Annotated in this window: 14 protein-coding genes; 11 read left to right on the forward strand and 3 right to left on the reverse strand. The window is 28.2% G+C overall.

Going from position 1 to position 16,080, the window contains the following annotated elements:
- Positions 1-567 precede the first annotated feature (567 nt).
- The 3 genes from pheS (at position 568) to KQ44_RS02620 (ending at position 4,494) form a co-directional block, all read left to right on the forward strand.
- Complete coding sequence (pheS, locus tag KQ44_RS02610; RefSeq protein WP_096736116.1) at positions 568-1,587, forward strand: phenylalanine--tRNA ligase subunit alpha; 1,020 nt, start codon at positions 568-570, stop codon at positions 1,585-1,587.
- A 66-nt stretch (positions 1,588-1,653) separates the two neighbouring features.
- Positions 1,654-4,077, forward strand: a complete 2,424-nt coding sequence (gene pheT, locus KQ44_RS02615) for a phenylalanine--tRNA ligase subunit beta (protein WP_096736117.1) — start codon at positions 1,654-1,656, stop codon at positions 4,075-4,077.
- Between the two features lie 18 nt (positions 4,078-4,095).
- Positions 4,096-4,494, forward strand: a complete 399-nt coding sequence (locus KQ44_RS02620; protein ID WP_096736118.1) for a phosphoribosyltransferase — start codon at positions 4,096-4,098, stop codon at positions 4,492-4,494.
- A gap of 55 nt (positions 4,495-4,549) precedes the next feature.
- Here KQ44_RS02620 and KQ44_RS02625 read toward each other — a convergent pair whose 3' ends face one another.
- The gene (locus KQ44_RS02625; RefSeq protein WP_096736119.1) at positions 4,550-5,263 is read right to left on the reverse strand and encodes a hypothetical protein; all 714 of its coding nucleotides are present in this window, start codon (positions 5,261-5,263) and stop codon (positions 4,550-4,552) included.
- 172 nt (positions 5,264-5,435) lie between these two features.
- Here KQ44_RS02625 and KQ44_RS02630 point away from each other — a divergent pair, with 172 nt between their 5' ends.
- The 7 genes from KQ44_RS02630 (at position 5,436) to rfbB (ending at position 13,015) form a co-directional block, all read left to right on the forward strand.
- Positions 5,436-6,731: an ABC transporter permease gene (locus tag KQ44_RS02630; protein WP_168171282.1), complete on the forward strand. Its 1,296-nt coding sequence runs from the start codon at positions 5,436-5,438 to the stop codon at positions 6,729-6,731.
- A complete protein-coding gene (locus KQ44_RS02635) occupies positions 6,724-7,404 on the forward strand; it encodes an ABC transporter ATP-binding protein (RefSeq protein WP_096736121.1) in 681 nt (226 codons plus the stop codon). Before KQ44_RS02630 ends, KQ44_RS02635 begins: the two co-directional genes overlap by 8 nt.
- A 44-nt stretch (positions 7,405-7,448) precedes the next feature.
- Positions 7,449-9,404 (forward strand): ABC transporter ATP-binding protein, encoded by a 1,956-nt coding sequence (locus KQ44_RS02640; RefSeq protein ID WP_096736122.1) that lies wholly within the window; start codon positions 7,449-7,451, stop codon positions 9,402-9,404.
- Positions 9,405-9,606: 202 nt separating this feature from the next.
- Positions 9,607-10,185 carry a dTDP-4-dehydrorhamnose 3,5-epimerase gene (rfbC, locus tag KQ44_RS02645; protein WP_096736123.1) on the forward strand — a complete coding sequence of 193 codons (579 nt, stop codon included), beginning with the start codon at positions 9,607-9,609 and terminating at the stop codon, positions 10,183-10,185.
- Between the two features lie 5 nt (positions 10,186-10,190).
- Positions 10,191-11,048 (forward strand): dTDP-4-dehydrorhamnose reductase, encoded by an 858-nt coding sequence (gene rfbD / locus KQ44_RS02650; RefSeq protein WP_096736124.1) that lies wholly within the window; start codon positions 10,191-10,193, stop codon positions 11,046-11,048.
- A 14-nt stretch (positions 11,049-11,062) separates the two neighbouring features.
- Complete coding sequence (rfbA, locus tag KQ44_RS02655) at positions 11,063-11,926, forward strand: glucose-1-phosphate thymidylyltransferase RfbA (RefSeq protein ID WP_096736125.1); 864 nt, start codon at positions 11,063-11,065, stop codon at positions 11,924-11,926.
- Between the two features lie 15 nt (positions 11,927-11,941).
- A complete protein-coding gene (gene rfbB / locus KQ44_RS02660) occupies positions 11,942-13,015 on the forward strand; it encodes a dTDP-glucose 4,6-dehydratase (RefSeq protein ID WP_096736126.1) in 1,074 nt (357 codons plus the stop codon).
- Here rfbB and KQ44_RS02665 read toward each other — a convergent pair.
- Entirely contained in the window at positions 13,002-13,412 is a 411-nt protein-coding gene (locus tag KQ44_RS02665) for a biopolymer transporter ExbD (RefSeq protein ID WP_096736127.1), read from the reverse strand. The two genes, rfbB and KQ44_RS02665, sit on opposite strands and share 14 nt — an antisense overlap.
- 36 nt (positions 13,413-13,448) lie before the next feature.
- Positions 13,449-14,222, reverse strand: coding sequence for a CAP domain-containing protein (locus KQ44_RS02670; RefSeq protein ID WP_096736128.1), 774 nt, complete (start codon positions 14,220-14,222; stop codon positions 13,449-13,451).
- Between the two features lie 462 nt (positions 14,223-14,684).
- On the opposite strand from KQ44_RS02670, the gene KQ44_RS02675 reads away from it, so the two are divergent.
- Entirely contained in the window at positions 14,685-15,926 is a 1,242-nt protein-coding gene (locus tag KQ44_RS02675; RefSeq protein WP_096736129.1) for a peptidase M30, hyicolysin, read from the forward strand.
- The last annotated feature ends 154 nt before the right edge of the window (positions 15,927-16,080 follow it).

The raw sequence follows: 16,080 nt of genomic DNA on the forward strand, positions 1-16,080 counted from the left end.
ATTATCGGTATGTTCTTAGATATGCAAATTATTATTATTTTACTTGCATATAAAACACATTAATTTAATGAATGCCATTTATGTATTTGTGATAATTGCTATATTTTTTAGATTTATTTAAAAAATTTATTATGATAAAATTAATATACTTGTTTGATAACTTAAATAATAAATATTTATACTATTTAAATTTTTAATATTTTATAATTGAAACTTTCAGCAAACTTATATTATTTGTTCAAACATGATGCACTTTTTATAGTTGTAAGTCAATGTATACAAAATAAAAAATTATTTATGAAACAAATTTAATAATATGTTTTAATTGTATATATAAATACCATTAAATTTTTAAAAATACGTAAAAAATGTTATATATTAAAATGTTTTTAACGATATTAAGGAAAATATTTCAGAAAAGATTAGAATTCTTATTGAAAATATTAAAAAAATTGTGTAAATTATTATCCTATAATTTTCACTAATTTATTATAGTATTTTATTGTATTGAAAATAATTTTATGTTATATTATAATAGAATAGTTAATTTTAGTTTAGGGAAAAACAATGGATAATTTAGAGGAGCTTTACAGTTTTTTAAAAAACAGCATAGAAAATGCTAATACTCAGGCAGAAATAGACGACATAAGAATTCATTATCTTGGACGTAAAGGTAAAATTACAGAACTTTTAAAAAATTTATCATCTATAGAAAACATAGAAGAAAAAAAAGAATTTGGAAAAAAGATTAATGAGATAAAAAATTATTGTGAAAATGCTTTATCTGAAAAGAAAAATGAAATTTCAGAAAGGGAATTCCTTTCCTCTTTGGAAAAAAATAAAATAGATATTACTATGCCCGGAAGAAGACCTAAAGCAGCAAGCGTTAATCTTCTTACAAAAGTAGAAGAAGAAATAGTATCTATTTTAACTGAAATAGGTTTTAGAGTAGTTGAAGGTAATGAAATAGAAGATGATTTTCATAATTTTGAAGCTTTAAATATACCTTATTATCACCCTTCAAGAGATAGCCATGATTCTTTCTTTATATCTAAAGAAAATGTATTAAGAACTCATACTTCAGGTATGCAGATAAGAACTATGCTTGAAACTCCTCCTCCTATAGCTGTTGTTTCCCCAGGTAAATGTGCGAGAAGAGATTCAATAGATTCAAAACATTCTCCAGTATTCCATCAAGTAGAAGGTATTATGGTGGATAATGGTATAAGTTTTAATGATTTAAAAGGAATATTAGAATTATTCTGTAAAAAGATGTTTGGAGATAAAACACAGATAAGATTAAGACCTGATTATTTCCCATTTGTTGAACCTGGTGCCGATTTGAGTGCTACTTGTGTAATATGCGGCGGCAGCGGCTGTAAAACCTGCGGCGGTGAAGGCTGGCTTGAGCTTATGGGGGCAGGCATGATACATCCAAATGTATTTAAACATGTTGGGTATGATATAACTAAATATACTGGTTTTGCTTTCGGAATGGGTATAGAACGTGTAGCTATGATTAAATACGGTATAACCGATATAAGAATGTTCTATGAAAATGATATAGATTTCTTAAAACAATGGTAATTAATATTTAATGTTTTAAGCATTTTTAATATATATTTATAAGTGAATTAAGTAGAGGATATAATAATGAGAGTTCCATTAAGTTGGCTTAAAGAATTTGTTAATTTAGACGGTTTTACTGTAGAAGAAATCGCCAAAAAAATAACACTTGCAGGAAGTGAAATTTCATCAATAGAAACAACAGGCGGAGATATTCCTAGTGTTATAATTGGTAAAATAATATCAGTCCATAAACACCCTGATGCTGATAAATTAAGTGTTTGTAAGGTTGATGTCGGCGATGGAGATACTCTCTCAATAGTATGCGGAGCTCCTAATGTTAGAGAGGGCATATATGTTCCTATTGCTATGATAGGTGCTAAACTTCCTAATGGACTTACCATAAAAAAGGCTTCTATACGCGGTTTTGAAAGTAATGGTATGATATGTTCAAGATCTGAATTAGGATATGAAGAAATAGAAGGTGTTTATGGTATTTGGATACTAGATGAAGATATAGAAAAAGTTAATGCTGATAAAGATAGTATTTTAGGAAATTCACTTTCTACAATAGTGGGAAGCACAGACCATATATTTAATGTAGAAATTACTGCCAACAGAGGGGATTTAGTAAGTATTATAGGTTTTGCTCGTGAATGTTCTTTGGTCTTAGAAAGAAGAGTAAGCATTCCTTCTGTTAATACTTATGATGCTGCAGGCGGAAATATTGATATAACTGTAGAAAATCAGGAAAGCTGCTACAAATATGTAGGCAGACTTATAAAGGATATAACAGTTGGACCTTCTCCAGACTGGATGCAGAAAAGGCTTATAATGTGCGGAATTAATCCTATCAACAATATTGTAGATGTTACCAATTATGTTATGTTAGAATATGGTCAGCCTTTGCATGCTTATGATTTTGATAAAGTTAAAGACGGTAAAATCATAGTTAGAAATGCTAGAAACGGAGAGAAAATAAAATTACTTGACGGAAGAGATGTTGATCTTACCGATGAAGTTTTAGTTATAGCAGACAGTGAAAAACCTATAGGTGTTGCTGGTGTTATGGGCGGAGATTCTACTAAAATAGAACCTGAAACCAAAACTATTTTAATAGAAAGTGCATATTTTGATCATATAGCTGTTAAAAAGTCTACTATAATTACAAATACAAAAACAGATGCTTCATACAGATTTGAAAGAGAAATAGATCATACACTAACTCTTGCAGCTTTAAATAGGGTAGTTGATTTAATAGTTACTTTGGATAATGGCTGTAAAATAGCTTCTAGGTCTAAAGAACTCAATGTAAGACAATTTGACTCTACAATTATAGTATTTGACTGCGGACTTGTAAAAAGATATTTAGGTCTTAATATGAATAAAATGGAAATATCTTCTATATTCAAAAGATATGGTTTTAAGGCAGTTGCACTTGGTGAAAATAATTTAAAAGTTGAAATACCTTGCTATAGGCATGATTTATCTATAGCTGAAGACTTAATAGAAGAAATAGCCAGAGTTTATGGATATAATAATATAGAATCAAATGTACCTCATATAAAATGCAATCCTATAAAAACAGATTATAAAGAAGTAAGTTTTGTAAAACATAAAATGGCATCTTATGGACTTTATGAAACTAAGCAGTATTCTATGGGAGACAGTAATGTATTTAAATCAATAGGTATAGAAGAGGAAAAATTAATTAAAGTTGTTAATCCTCTTACAAATGAAATGGACGTTTTAAGACCTACTGCTTTGGTATCTCTTTTAAATAGTGTTCTTTATAATCAGAATCATAGACATAAAAACGGAGCTTTATTTGAGGTTGGAAATATCTTTTATAAAGAAAATGATAATTTTGTAGAAGAAAAGCATCTTTCAGCTGTTATGTTTGGTCTTTATCAGGAAAAATTATGGAACAAAGATTCAAGACCTTATGATTTTTTTGATATGAGCGGTGTTGTTGAGGAGCTTTTGATTAAAGATTTGAAATGCAGCGATTATAATTTAATACCTAAAGAACATAAATGGTTTGTACCTACAATGTCTGCTGAAATAATGATATTTGGTGAGAGAATAGGTATAATAGGAAGACTTCACCCAAAACTATTGTCTCTTTTTGACATAAGTACAGAAGTATATTTCTTAGATATTGATATCAGAAAAACTTTAAAACTTGTTAAAGAAAGAGTTAAAAAACAAAAATTAAAAGATATTGGTAAATATCCTGCAGTATTTAGGGATTTGGCTTTGGTATGTGATAATAATATAGAGTTTAATAAGGTTATAAAATCAATAAGCAGATTTAATAATATCATACAAAATGTTGATGTTGTTGATAGGTATGTAGGCGAACAGGTAGGAGAAGGTAAGCAGTCTATAGCTATATCTATTACGTATTATGATCCTAATAAGACATTAAGAGAAGAAGATATTAATAATGCAGAAAAATCTTTGCTTGAAATGCTTAAAACTAGATTTAATATTAGTTTGCGTTCTTAAATTTACAGGAGCTTTTATATGGAATATGATATAATTTCTTGGGCGGATATAGATGAAGCTATTGAGATTTTGGCTAAACAGATAGAGGATTCTAAGATACATTACGAAGTAATTTATGGTTTGGCTAGAGGAGGATTAGTTCCAGCTGTTATGCTTTCACATAGACTTAAAATTCCTATGGTTCTTAATATGGAAGAGGTTTGGAGATTAAAAGTAAAAAATAAGGCTGCTTTAATAGTTGATGATATATCCGATACTGGAGAAACTCTAAAATATTTTGACGGACAAAAATTTGATATAGCAACTCTTTTTGTAAGAGAGCATACAAGCAAAATAAAGCCTAGATACAATTATAAAAATATTAACCATGATAATTGGCTCTTATTTCCTTGGGAAACTAAAGCTTCAAGTAAATAATATTTTTTAGTTTTATATATAATGATTTCTATTTATGAGAGTTATTATATTGTTTTTAGTTTAAAAAGTCTGGAGGGTATTTTTTTACTCTTTCTTTGAATAAGAACTCTATTAATTTTCTAGTTCGTGTTAATAAAAAATATGACCATAATTCTATAGAGCTTTGACCTGTTGTATAAGTGTTTATTTCATCAACTGGTATTTGTATAGTTTTTGTGGTGTTATAGCTTAAGTTTATTTTTAATTCTGCTTTATAATGTTGCCCATTTATATTAAACTCAGGAAGCATATCATGAACTACGCAGTTCCTTACAGATTGAAGTGTTTTAGCCAAGTTATATTCATTTTTTGGAAGCATTTTATTATTGTTTACTATAGATATCAGCATTCCTATATTGCATTGTGCTAAATCTTCTATATTTGTTATTTTCTCTTCATACTTTTTCCAATTATTAAATTTCTGTATTGAAACAAATCCGTTTTCTTCTATTTTTTCCTCTAAAAGTATCATAAGCGATTGTTCAAACATACTTCCAACAAGTGTGCAGCTTGCTTCAAAGTATCCAAAATAATAATTTTGATGAACCTGATAAAGCAGTTTAAGCATATGTTCTAATCTTTTATTATTAATCTGCCCTACATGCATTCTTTGATATTTCAGAGATTTTCTTCTGAGTTCTGCTTTTTCTAAAAAATCATCATTGTATCTTTCTTTTAGGCTTAATTTAGGCTGTTTTATCTTTTTATTTTCTTTTGTATTATCGCTCATAATTTATATCCAAGTTAATTTGTGTATGTATTTTAACATTATTCAAAGTTTATACAAGTTTTATTATAAAAAATAATTTTTCATACAGTAAGAAAATAGGTTTAAATTTATTATATATGATATATAATATATTAATTATGAAGAACAAGGAGATGTTTTGAGATTAGAGTTAATGCTTGGCGTCAGATATTTGAGAGCCAAAAAAAAATTTTCATTTGTTTCAGTTATTACAATTATATGTGTTCTTGGTATATTAGTTGGAGACATGGTGATGATTACTGTGCTTTCTGTTATGAATGGTTTTCAGGATGATATTAGAGATAAAATACTTGGAATGCGTGCCCATATAAATATTAGTTCTTATAATGACGGAGCTCTTAGTGATTATGAATATGTTGTTGATAATATAATGGACAATAAAGAAATAACCAGTGCATATCCATATATAGTGATTCCTTGTATAATGCGTTCTTATAATTTTACCATCTTAATTACTGTAAGGGCTTTTGAAGACAATATATTTTCTACTGATAAAGATTTCATAAAATATTTTAATTTTGTTGAAGGCAATAATAAAGATATGAAAACTAATGAGGCATTAATAGGTTCAGAGATGGCAAAAGATTATGCTTTATCAGTTGGGGATACTATAGATATAATCTCTGCTTCGGGCAGTTTTGATAGAGGATTTAAACCTCAAAAAACAACTTTTACAATTAAGGGGGTGTATAAAACAGGATATTATGAATATGACAGCAGAATGGTTATAGTACCGCTTTCTGCGGGTCAGGCTATGGTTGGTTACAACAATGCTGTTACTGGTGTGGCAGTTAAGGTAAAGAATTTTTTTGATGCTGATAAAGTAGCCAAACAAATAGACAGTGATTTAAAAGAGTTTTATAATGTTATGCCTTGGATGCTTTTTGACAGAAATTTCTTTCAGGCACTTCATACTGAAAAATTGATGCTTGCTTTGATACTTTCTTTTATCATATTAATAGCAGCTTTAAATATTGCTTCAAGTCAGATAATATTTGTAAAAGATAAAAGGCGTGATATTGCTATAATAAAGACATTAGGTTTGAGACCTTCAAATGTTGCTAAAGTTTTCTTTTTGGAAGGTGCTATAATAGGTGTAATAGGTACAGTGCTTGGGGTGATATTTGGTGTACTTCTTGCCAATTATGTAAATGAGGCTTTGGAAGGTATAAGAATAATACTTCAGGTAATAGTTAATATTATTTGGTTTATACCATCAGCTATAAGTTCTAATATATCAATACCTATAGTTCCAGACTTTTTCCCTTCAGATATATATTATGTAAGCGGAGGACTTCCTTCTATAATACATGCTTCTCAGGTTATAATGGTTGCTTGTATTTCATTTTTGCTTTCAGTATTATTTGCTATAATACCTGCTTATATCGCAAGCAGATATAAACCAGCGGAGGTACTAAGGTATGAGTGATGTTATCATTAATATAGAAAACTTGAAAAAAACTTATATTGGTCCTCCTAAAGTTGAGGTATTAAAGTCTTTAAATTTGCAGGTATATAAAAATGAAATACTTGCTATAACAGGAGAGTCTGGAAGCGGAAAAACCACCCTTTTAAATCTAATAGGCGGAATAGACAATATAACAGATGGTATTATAAATATAGCAGGAAATAATATAGGCAAAATGAATGAAGGGCAGCTTGCACATTTTAGAAATAGTTCACTTGGATATGTTTTTCAGTTTCATAATTTGCTTGGTGAGTTTAGTGCTTTAGAGAATGTTATGATACCTTCTTTAATGCTTAAATATAATAAAAAAGAATCAAAACAAAAGGCTGAATATTTACTTGAAACTGTAGGCTTAAAAGATAGAATGAATCATCGAATAGGGGAGCTTTCAGGTGGTGAGGCACAGAGAGTTGCTATAGCTAGGGCATTAGTAAATAAGCCTAGTGTTGTTTTGGCTGATGAGCCTACTGGAAACCTAGATAAAAAAAATGCTGAGATTGTGAGAGAGCTTTTATGGAATATGACGAAACAGAGTTGTGCTTCTCTGATAATAGTTACTCACTCAATTTCTATAGCTAATATGGCTGATAGAAAACTGCGTTTGGAGTATGGTGAAAATTTAATAGAATATTAATTATTATAGAAAATTACAAAATGTTAAAAATAGGATATTAGTTTATGTTAATAAAAAAAGTAAAAGAATTTTTTAAGAAAGATGACAGACCTTTCGATTATGGTGCTGTTACTGAAGAACATATAAAAAAATATTATTCTAAAACAGAGAAACATCCTTATAAAAGAATGTTTTCTTACGCTATGAGGCATAAGAAATTATTTATACCCTCTTTTCTTTTGAGTGTAGGTTATACAATAATAAATATACTTCCCCCATTTTTTGGTCAAATGGCAATAGCTATAACAGGAGGAAAAAGAGTTGATATTTTAGATAAGATACCATTTGTTGCTGACTTAACAGCTAAATTTAGTAATATAAACACAAAAGATTTGGCACAGCAGTTTTTAACTGCTGACTCTATTGCAAATCCAGTTATAATAGCACAGTTTACATTTATTATTATAATAGGATTTATTTATGTTTTATTTAGAGTTGGTTTTGATTATCTAAAAACTTTTCTTTTTGCTTTTACAGCTCAGGAAATAGGAAAAGATGTGCGTGCTGATATGATGAAAGGTCTTCTTAATACTGATATAGCATATTTTAAACAGGAAAAAGAAGGTGATTTAATGAGTAGGGTTATAAATGAATCTGGTTCTATAGAGAATTTTTTATCAGGAACATTACCTAATATGATTACTGTTCCTTTAACTTTAATACTTACATTATGTATGCTTTTGATATTAAATGTAAAACTTACTATAGCCTGTTTTATAGCTGCTCCTTTGATAGCTTTGGGTATAGATAAGGTTTCTAAATTAATAAGAACTAGAATATCAGCACAGCAGAATTTTTTGGGAAGTACAACTTCTGTTATTCAGGAGGATATAAGAGGGATAGAGGTTATAAAAATATTTTCTAAAGAGGATCAGGAAGTAAGTAGGTATAAAAATTTATATGATGAGTTAATAAATGTAATGAGAAGAATAAGTCTTCTTACTTCATTAAATAGACCTATGACAGAATTAGTAATGATAGTTGCTATGCTTATAATACTTGCTTACGGTGGATTTTTGATATTTAAAGGAGAAATGCCTTTTGAGTTCTTATGGGGTTTTTTACTTTATATGCTTAATATATCTACTCCTGTAAGGGATTTATCGGGTATAATTATTAATTTACAAATGACTAAAATGATAGCTATGAGAGTTTTTGAAATTATAGATTTACCTGCAGAAAATGTTAATGATCCTACTAAAAAACAGATGAAACCTATAGAACATTCTATTACTTTTGAAAATGTTAATTTTGAATATCCTAGAAGAAGCGACAGCGATCCATTCCATTTAGGTCCTGTAAGTTTTAATGTAAGAAAAGGAGATGTAGTTGCTTTTGTAGGTAATTCTGGAGGCGGTAAAACTACTCTTATAAGTTTAATACCTAAATTATTTACTCCAAGCAGCGGAGTTATAAGATTTGATGGTATTGATATAAATGAATTAAATACTAGAAGCGTAAGAAATCAGATAGGTGTTGTATCACAGGAAAACATATTATTTTATGGTACAGTAAGAGAAAATATTTTGTATGCTAATCCAAATGCAACAGATGATGAATTGGTGAGAGCGGCAAAAATAGCTCATGCTGATGAGTTTATTCTTAAACTTCCTAATGGTTATGATACTCATATTGGTCCTAGAGGTGTAATGTTATCAGGAGGTCAGCGTCAGCGTATAGCTTTAGCAAGAGCAGTGGTAAAAAAACCTTCTATACTTATACTTGATGAAGCTACAAGTGCATTGGATACAGAAAGCGAAATGTATGTTCAAAAAGCTTTAAATGAGATTATTAATCTTCAAACTACATTTGTTATAGCACATAGACTTTCTACTATAAAAAATGCTACTTATATATGCGTCGTTGAAAATGGTCAAATAATAGAATCTGGGACACATGAAGAATTGATGAAAAGAGGCGGTAAGTATCAGTATTTGTATTCATTGCAGTTTAGAGAATAAATGTTTTAATTAAGATTATTAAATTTTATATTACAATGTATATTTTTTTATAATAAAAACTATATTATGAATATAGTTATATTGTATTTTTTAAGAATTAAGATTTAGAAAATATTTTGTATTATTGAATACTATCAAATTTTTATTTATTCTTAATACAAATTATAATAACATAAAATAAACTATTGTAGGATAAAGTGTAATGTCATTTACTTTTGAAAAATTAGATATAGATGGGCTTTTTATAGCAAAGCCTAGAGTTTTTGGGGACAGCAGAGGATATTTTTTAGAAACTTATAGTGAAAAAGATTTTGTTGAAGCTGGTATTAAGGAAAAATTTGTTCAGGACAATCAATCAAAATCTACTAAAAATGTATTAAGAGGATTTCATTATCAGAAAAAATTCTGTCAGGCTAAATTGGTTAGAGTATTAGAGGGTGAAGTTTTTGATGTAGCAGTTGATTTGAGAAATGATTCAGCTACTTTTGGTAAATATTACGGAGTATTACTTACAGAAGAAAATAAAAAACAGTTTTTTATTCCGAGAGGTTTTGCTCATGGTTTTATTGTTTTAAGTGAAACTGCTGTTTTTGCATATAAGTGTTCCGACTTTTATCACCCTGAAGATGAGGGCGGTATAATTTATAATGATAAAACTATTAATATTGACTGGACTTCTGATATTAATAATGTGATTGTTTCTGATAAAGATTTAAAATTACCTTCTTTCGATAACAATAAAAAATATTTTTCATTAGACGGTACTTGGATTGGAGAATAATTTTTATGATTTGGATTATTGGTAAAAATGGAATGCTTGCTAATGATATAATTAATGTGTTTAATAAAAATAATATAGAATATACAGCAACAGCTTCAGATATAGATATTACTAATATAAATATACTTAATGATTTTGTAAAAGATAAAAAAATAAATACTATTATTAATTGTTCTGCTTATACTAAGGTAGATTTAGCAGAAGATGAGAAGGATATTTGTTATAAGGTTAATAGAGACGGAGTTAAAAATATATCTGAAATAGCATCTAATATTAAAGCTGATTTAATTCATTTTTCTACTGATTATGTATTTGACGGTAAAGCTAATAAACCATATACAGAGGAAGATAATACCAATCCTATTAATGTTTATGGTAAAAGTAAACTTGAAGGTGAAAAATATGCATTATCATTAGAAAATTCTATTGTTATTAGAATATCTTGGCTCTATGGTATATATGGTAAAAACTTTGTATATACCATGATAAATTTTATGAATAGTAAAGATAGTATAAAAGTAGTTAATGATCAATTTGGTTCTCCAACTCATACATTAGATGTAGCTGAAACAGTTTTTGATATAATAAATAAAAATAATTTTGATTATGGGCTTTATCACTATACTAATGAGGGTAATATTTCTTGGTATGATTTTGCAAAAACTATATATAGAAAGGGAAAAGAGTTTAATATTATAAATAATAACTGCATAGTAAATCCATGCACTAGTGAAGAATATCCTACCAAAGCACAAAGACCAAAATACAGTGTTTTATCTATAGAAAAAATTAGAAAATATGCTAAAATATATGATTATGAGTATAGCTTAAATCAATTTTTTGAGATATACAAAAATAAATAGTTACGGGAGTTTTTATGAAAGGAATAGTGTTAGCAGGAGGAAGCGGTACAAGGCTTTATCCTATGACAACAGTTATATCGAAACAGTTATTGCCTGTATATGATAAGCCTATGATATATTATCCTTTATCTGTTTTGATGCTTGCTGGAATTAGGGATATACTTGTGATTTCAACTGAAAACGATACGCCTCTTTTTAAAAGATTATTACAAAACGGCAGTCAATGGGGTATTAATATAGAATATGCTGTACAAAAGGCACCTAACGGACTTGCTGAGGCATTTATTATAGGTGAAGAATTTATAGGTAAAGATAATGTTTCTATGATACTTGGAGATAATATCTTTTTTGGGCAAAGTTTTACTCATATATTAGAAAGAAGTTCTAAAATTAATGATGGAGCTGTTATATTTGCTTATAAAGTGAAAGACCCTGAGCGTTTCGGTATTGTAGAGATAGATGAAAATAGTAATGCTATTTCAATAGAAGAAAAACCTAAAAATCCAAAATCGCCTTATGCGGTTACAGGACTTTATTTTTATGATAATGATGTAATTAATATAGCTAAAAATATAAAACCATCTTCCAGAGGAGAATTAGAAATAACAGATGTTAATAATGTGTATTTAGAAAATAAGAAATTAAAAGTGGAAATATTAGGAAGAGGATTTGCTTGGCTTGATACTGGTACGAGAGATAGTTTATTAAGAGCTTCTGAGTTTGTGTCATCAGTTGAAAATGTTGAAGGCATGCAGATTGCCTGTCTTGAGGAGATAGCTTATAATAACAAATGGATTAATAAAGAAGATATTGATAAAATTGCTTTTAAGTTAAAAAATACAGAATATGGAAATTATTTATGTAATTTAATAAGATAATTATGGAGAGAATATATGAGAAAGTTTGATACTGTTTTAGTAACTGGTGGATGCGGTTTTATAGGTACTAATTTTATTAAATATATTTTTGAGAACACTAATTATAATATAAAAATTATCAATATAGATGCCTTAACTTATGCTGGTAATATAAAAAATTTAATAGATATAGAAAATAAATATAAAGATAGATATTGCTTTGAGAGAGTAAATATTTGCGATGCCAAAAAAATTAATAGCATATTTGAAAAGTACAGACCAGACTGTATAGTGCATTTTGCAGCAGAAAGTCATGTTGATCGTTCAATATTCGGACCTAAAGATTTTATTGAAACTAATATTATCGGTACATTTACATTATTGGAAGCAGCACGTAATTTATGGAAAGATAATACAGACGGAAAACTTTTTCACCATATAAGTACAGACGAAGTTTACGGTTCATTAGGAGAAACTGGCTATTTTTATGAAACAACAGCGTATGATCCTAGAAGTCCTTACTCTGCTTCAAAGGCTTCAAGCGATCATATTGTAAAAGCATATTATCATACTTATAATTTACCTGTTACAATATCTAACTGCAGTAATAATTACGGACCGTATCAATTCCCTGAAAAATTAATACCTCTTATGATATCAAATATTATCGAAGAAAAAGATTTACCTGTTTACGGAGATGGTAAAAACATAAGAGATTGGATATTTGTTGAAGATCATAATAATGCCGTATTAGATATTATATATAAAGGCAGAGTAGGTGAGACTTATAATATCGGCGGAGAAAATGAAATTACCAATATTGATATGGTAAATATTTTATGCGAAAAATTAGCGGCTAAAATGAATAAAGAAAAAACTTATTATAAAAAATTAATAAAGTTTGTAAAAGACAGAGCAGGTCATGACAGAAGATATGCTATTAACTGTGAAAAAATAAAAAAAGAATTAGGCTGGCAAAGACAATATGATTTTAATACAGCTATTGATATAACTATAGATTGGTATTTAAATAATAAAGAATGGGTATATGATGTAAAAAGCGGTGAATATAAAAAATGGATAGAATTAAATTATTCTAATTCTCTTTAGAGTTTTCAGTTGCTATACTTAATCTTGTAAACCCCGCATTTTTTACACTGTCTATTACAGATATTAAAACCTGAGTTCTTACATCTTCATCAGAACGTATTTCTACAGGTTTTTCTAGTTCGCCTTCTGTATTTGCCAATTCTTTGAGGTTATTATCAAGATTTTCTACTTCATAGCCGTTAATATACTGTTTGCCATCTTTTGATATGCTTATTATTATAGTTTCATTTTTTTCAGCACCTACAGCTGAAGTAGATTTTGGCAGACTTATTTCTATTTGGGGAGTTTCAATTATAGTAGTACCCACCATGAAAAATATAAGTAAATTAAATACTATATCTATCATGGGGGTTAAATCTATTCCGCTTTTTATATTAAATCTTCTTCTAAACTTCATTAATAATTTTCCGTTAGAGATTATTTATTTAAATATTTATTCTACAGTTATAGTTCTTACATTGCTTAAGAAATGCTGACCTTTATATAGTATAGAAATTTTATAATCTCCTTTACCATATTCAGCTTTAAAAGTTCTTCCTAATATACTGTTTCCCATATCTTTAACATCATATATAACATTTCCTATATAAGTTTTTCCATCATCTCCAGTAATGCGTGCTTCTTTATCGGCCATTTCAACAGCGATTTTAAAATCAGTGAAAGCAGCACCATTTAATATTCTGTATTTTACAGTTATATCATCTTCATATTTAGCAGTAGGGCTAAAATCAACAGATTCAGCAACTATATCAGCAAATGTTACTGTAACGTATACTCCTACACCTCTTTTTACAGCTCCGACTCCCATAGCATTAAAATTTTTATTTAAGATATTTTTTTTACTGTCTGGAGTAGCCATTAAATTTTTTACTATACTTTCAGCAGCCTTTTTATCGGTAAAAGGTATAACATCCAGCTTTCCTAAACTCTCGCTTATATTTCCAACCATTTCTGGATATAACTTTACTTGTCTAGCTTTAGAATCCAGTCCGTCTAAATCTGTATTACTGAAGAATTTGTTTTTTGCCATATTATCAGCATGGTATAAAGCTAAAGAGTGAAGTCTTTGATTGTTTGGAAGAGGAGGAAGAGATACTTTGCTTCTTTCTAAGTTAATTAATCTGAATACTTCATCTTCTATTGTGTTGGCATTTAATATTAATGTTGATATAAACATCAATACAATTATAAAATTTAATTTTTTCATTTTTTTAATCTCCAATTTAATTATTTTCTGTATAAAAAATATATCTTTATTATATAAATGCTATTTTACAGCAACATTGTAAAAAATAAAAGATAAAAAATAATAAAATGCGTAATAATCAGTATATATTTATTTTATTTTTATGGTTTTAATTACACTTGTTTCAAAAGTACTTGACAAGATTAAGTACAAAATTATAAATATGATGTTTTATATGTTGTATGGTTTGTTATTTTAGTATATAAATATGCAGTCTTTCCGAGTATAATATGGCTTCTGTATACAGCACAGCGTCTAAAAAAGTGATGGCAAAGAACTATAAATATTAAAAAATTGAGTTTTGAAACAAGTTGATTATATAAATTTATTTATAAGTAAAAATATAAAATATTTATGAATTGATTTTTTACATTTATAATGTATTATTATGTGAAGCTTTATGTTATTTTTATTGGAGGGATTATGAATAAATATATTATATTGTTTATTTTTTCTATCGTATTTTTAAACTCATGCGGAGTTGTAAGTAGTATATTGGGAGGAGATTATAATAATGCTATTTATGATGACGGAGTATTAACTTACTATGATGAATATAGTTCTTCCATAAAAAGATTTAAGGTTATCAATGAAAATAATATGATAGAAACAAAAACATTCAGAACATATGCCGAATCTGATAATTTAATAATTTATGTAGAAAACGGAGCAAATGTACAAAGGTCTTCTGTATCAAAAATAGGATATAGTTTTAACAAATATTACAGTGATTTAGTAAATACATATGGAAATCATACAGATGTTGATGGAAACGGCAAAATAAATATTCTTCTTTTTTCTATGAATCCTGCAGGAGCTTCTACAGTTATATTAGGTTATTTTTATCCAGATGATTTAATATTAGGAAATTTTAATGATGCGGAGATACTATATATGGATGTGGATTTAGTAAATGGAATTCCTGATATTATGGCAGGAACTATATTGCATGAGCTTCAGCATTTAATTAATTTTAATGTCAATGATATAAATAAAGGAATATCTATGGACCTATGGCTTAATGAGGCACTTTCAGAATCTACCTCAATATTGTATAGCCCTACAACAGTTTCTTCAAGAATAGAGGAGTTTAATTCTATGGGAGGATATTACTGTTTTTATACTTGGTATCTTCCTATAGCTGTATTTGCAAATTATCCTTCAGCTTCTGTATTTATGAATTGGCTTTACAGTGCAAGCGGAAACGATAAAACGGTATTTAGAGATATAGCTTCTTCATCTCAGATTAATGGTTATGATAAAGTTCTTAGTTCAGTTTCACATAGAGGTATGGCTAGTACTTGGGAAGAATTATTGCTAAATTGGATGGAAGGAATATTTAGTTATCAGGTATCTGGTGTAAATCCAGTTTTTAGGCGTTTTGGTGAAACAGTGCCGTTATACCCTGGTGCTTTGGTTGCTTATTACGGATCTTTAGGAAGTATTAGCGATAATAATTTGTCTACAAGAAAATTAAATGCTAATATTGAAATAGCGTTAAATAAAGATATGTATATAGGAGATAGTCCGAGTGCGATAAATATACAAATTCCAAGCAGTGTAAATAGTATGCAGTATAAATCATCTTCCCAAAGCGGCAAACCATATGTTCCTAAGTATAAAAATATATTGTTTGGTAAAGACGGGAAAATTAAAGAGTATTAATTTATAAAATGATAATTGATGAAAATAATTTATAAAAATATTCTTTCCTTATAAAGAATGATACAATATGTGTCTTGCTTACGGAAGAAAAATCGTTTGATAGTATACTATTATGTTGACATAAAAGCAAGGATAAATAAAAATATTATGTTTA

Source organism: Brachyspira sp. G79, assembly GCF_002379365.1.
Classification (GTDB): domain Bacteria; phylum Spirochaetota; class Brachyspiria; order Brachyspirales; family Brachyspiraceae; genus Brachyspira.

Coding starts and splice junctions, on each gene's coding strand:
- pheS (WP_096736116.1), top strand. CDS start 568: ATGGATAATTTAGAGGAGCTTTACAGTTTTTTAAAAAACAGCATAGAA.
- pheT (WP_096736117.1), top strand. CDS start 1,654: ATGAGAGTTCCATTAAGTTGGCTTAAAGAATTTGTTAATTTAGACGGT.
- KQ44_RS02620 (WP_096736118.1), top strand. CDS start 4,096: ATGGAATATGATATAATTTCTTGGGCGGATATAGATGAAGCTATTGAG.
- KQ44_RS02625 (WP_096736119.1), bottom strand. CDS start 5,263: ATGAGCGATAATACAAAAGAAAATAAAAAGATAAAACAGCCTAAATTA.
- KQ44_RS02630 (WP_168171282.1), top strand. CDS start 5,436: ATGCTTGGCGTCAGATATTTGAGAGCCAAAAAAAAATTTTCATTTGTT.
- KQ44_RS02635 (WP_096736121.1), top strand. CDS start 6,724: ATGAGTGATGTTATCATTAATATAGAAAACTTGAAAAAAACTTATATT.
- KQ44_RS02640 (WP_096736122.1), top strand. CDS start 7,449: ATGTTAATAAAAAAAGTAAAAGAATTTTTTAAGAAAGATGACAGACCT.
- rfbC (WP_096736123.1), top strand. CDS start 9,607: ATGTCATTTACTTTTGAAAAATTAGATATAGATGGGCTTTTTATAGCA.
- rfbD (WP_096736124.1), top strand. CDS start 10,191: ATGATTTGGATTATTGGTAAAAATGGAATGCTTGCTAATGATATAATT.
- rfbA (WP_096736125.1), top strand. CDS start 11,063: ATGAAAGGAATAGTGTTAGCAGGAGGAAGCGGTACAAGGCTTTATCCT.
- rfbB (WP_096736126.1), top strand. CDS start 11,942: ATGAGAAAGTTTGATACTGTTTTAGTAACTGGTGGATGCGGTTTTATA.
- KQ44_RS02665 (WP_096736127.1), bottom strand. CDS start 13,412: ATGAAGTTTAGAAGAAGATTTAATATAAAAAGCGGAATAGATTTAACC.
- KQ44_RS02670 (WP_096736128.1), bottom strand. CDS start 14,222: ATGAAAAAATTAAATTTTATAATTGTATTGATGTTTATATCAACATTA.
- KQ44_RS02675 (WP_096736129.1), top strand. CDS start 14,685: ATGAATAAATATATTATATTGTTTATTTTTTCTATCGTATTTTTAAAC.